Raw genomic sequence first — 2401 nt, 5'->3', positions numbered from 1 at the left:
TCGCGAGCAGGCTCGCTCCCACAGTGGATCTCGGCGTGAAGGCTAAACACAAGGTGCGATTTTCCCCTCCCTACGCTAACCTGCGGCCATGTTTACGAGGTCGACTATGCACATCCATATTCTCGGTATTTGCGGCACTTTCATGGGTTCGATGGCGGTCCTGGCCAAGGAGCTGGGCCATCATGTGACCGGTTCCGACGCCAACGTCTACCCGCCGATGAGCACTCAACTGCAAGCCCAGGGCATCGAACTGACCCAAGGCTATGACCCGGCGCAATTGGACCCGGCGCCGGACCTGGTGGTCATCGGCAACGCCATGTCCCGTGGCAACCCGGCGGTGGAATACGTGCTCAACAAAGGCCTGCCGTATGTGTCCGGGCCGCAGTGGCTGGCCGATCACGTGTTGCAGGGCCGTTGGGTCCTGGCCGTGGCCGGCACCCATGGCAAGACCACCACCAGCAGCATGCTCGCCTGGGTGTTGGAGCACGCGGGCATGAGCCCGGGCTTCCTGATCGGTGGCGTGCCGCAGAACTTCTCCGTGTCGGCGCGCCTGGGCGGGACGCCGTTCTTCGTGATCGAAGCCGACGAATACGACAGCGCGTTTTTCGATAAGCGCTCAAAATTCGTCCATTACCGTCCACGCACGGCGATCCTCAACAACCTTGAGTTCGATCACGCCGATATTTTCCCCGATCTGCCGGCCATCGAGCGGCAATTCCATCATTTGGTGCGCACCATCCCCAGCGAAGGCCTGGTGATTCATCCGACCACCGAGCCGGCGTTGCAGCGCGTCATCGAGATGGGCTGCTGGACCCCGGTGCAAACCACCGGCGCGGGTGGGCAGTGGCAAGTGAAGTTGCTCAAGGATGACGGTTCTGAGTTCGAAGTGATGTTCGAGGGCCAGTCCCAAGGCATAGTCGAATGGGGCATGACCGGCCAGCACAACGTCGCTAACGCCCTGGCGACCCTGGCGGCGGCCCGTCATGTTGGCGTGGTGCCGTCCATGGGGATCGCCGCGTTGAGCGCGTTCAAAAGCGTGAAGCGGCGGATGGAGAAAGTCGCCGAGGTACGCGGCATCACCATTTACGACGATTTCGCCCATCACCCGACTGCCATCGCCACCACGCTCGACGGCTTGCGCAAGCGCATCGGCGATGCGCCGCTGATCGCGATCATCGAGCCGCGTTCCAACTCCATGAAGCTCGGCGCCCACCGTGACGGCCTGCCGGAAAGCGTGGTCGATGCCGACCAGGTGATCTGGTACGCACCGGCCAACCTGGGCTGGGACCTCGCTGCCACCGCTGCGCTGTGCACGGTGCCGTCGATTGTCAGCGACTCCCTGGAAGGCATCATCGAGCGCGTGAAGAGCCAGGCCCAGCCCGGCACTCACGTGGTGATCATGAGCAACGGCGGCTTCGGCGGCCTGCACGGCAAACTGGCCGAGGCGCTGAAATGAACACTCGTTTGCAGGACGGCGGCCCGGAGCGCATCACGCTGGCGATGACCGGTGCGTCCGGCGCCCAGTACGGCTTGCGCCTGCTCGATTGCCTGGTGCGCGAGGACCGCGAGGTGCACTTCCTCATCTCCAAGGCTGCGCAACTGGTGATGGCCACCGAGACGGATGTGACCCTGCCCCCCAAGACCCAGATGATGCAGGCCTTCCTCACCGAATACACCGGTGCAGCGGCGGGGCAGATCCGCGTGTATGGCAAGGAAGACTGGATGTCGCCAGTGGCCTCGGGCTCCGGTGCGCCAGCGGCGATGGTGGTGGTGCCGTGTTCCACCGGCACGCTGTCGGCGATTGCCACCGGGGCCTGCAACAACCTGATCGAGCGGGCGGCCGACGTCACGCTCAAGGAACGCCGCCAGTTGATCCTGGTGCCGCGGGAAGCGCCATATTCGAGCATTCACCTGGAGCACATGCTCAAGCTGTCGAACATGGGCGTGACCATCCTGCCGGCGTCGCCGGGTTTCTATCACCAGCCGCAGACCATCGATGACCTGATCGATTTCGTAGTGGCTCGGATTCTCAATCTGCTGAACATTCCCCAGGACATGCTGCCGCGTTGGGGCGAGCATCATTTGAGCAGTGATGAATAAGCTGCTGATCGTGCTGCTGGCGCTGCAACTGGCCGGCTGCGCCACCGCCCGCACCCTCGACGCCGCGAAGCCGGGGGCGCCGGTGGTGTACGCGGGGACGCGCCTGGATTTGTATGCACTGAACGGTGGCTGCTGCGCCAAGGACCGTTTTGGGGCCGAGGCGCCAAGCTATCCAGGGCTCGATCTGCCGGGCAGTGCGCTGCTCGATACCTTGTTGTTGCCGTTGTCGTTGTTCACGGCGCTGGGTGTGGGGTTTCAGGCCACGGGTGGGTTGTAGCGTCTGGTTTGCGCGCAGGAGCTC

3 protein-coding genes are annotated in these 2401 nt (G+C 63.7%); all 3 read left to right on the top strand.

The genetic code is table 11. The annotated features are described in order from the left end of the window. Positions 1-106: 106 nt before the first annotated feature. Genes mpl through OC610_RS25695 form a run of 3 tightly spaced genes read left to right on the top strand, consistent with a single transcriptional unit; the run spans position 107 to position 2377 of the window. Positions 107-1456, top strand: coding sequence for a UDP-N-acetylmuramate:L-alanyl-gamma-D-glutamyl-meso-diaminopimelate ligase (gene mpl, locus OC610_RS25705; RefSeq protein ID WP_264431838.1), 1350 nt, complete (start codon positions 107-109; stop codon positions 1454-1456). Then, positions 1453-2100, top strand: coding sequence for a flavin prenyltransferase UbiX (gene ubiX / locus OC610_RS25700; RefSeq protein WP_264431836.1), 648 nt, complete (start codon positions 1453-1455; stop codon positions 2098-2100). The genes mpl and ubiX overlap by 4 nt, the downstream gene beginning before the upstream one ends. Next, the gene (locus OC610_RS25695; protein WP_264431835.1) at positions 2093-2377 is read left to right on the top strand and encodes a YceK/YidQ family lipoprotein; all 285 of its coding nucleotides are present in this window, start codon (positions 2093-2095) and stop codon (positions 2375-2377) included. Before ubiX ends, OC610_RS25695 begins: the two co-directional genes overlap by 8 nt. Positions 2378-2401 lie beyond the last annotated feature (24 nt).

Origin of the sequence: Pseudomonas agronomica, from assembly GCF_025917275.1 — a bacterium.
In the GTDB taxonomy this organism is placed as follows: domain Bacteria; phylum Pseudomonadota; class Gammaproteobacteria; order Pseudomonadales; family Pseudomonadaceae; genus Aquipseudomonas; species Aquipseudomonas agronomica.
Note: the sequence above shows the minus strand (reverse complement) of the source record. Positions and strands in the feature narration are given on the sequence as shown.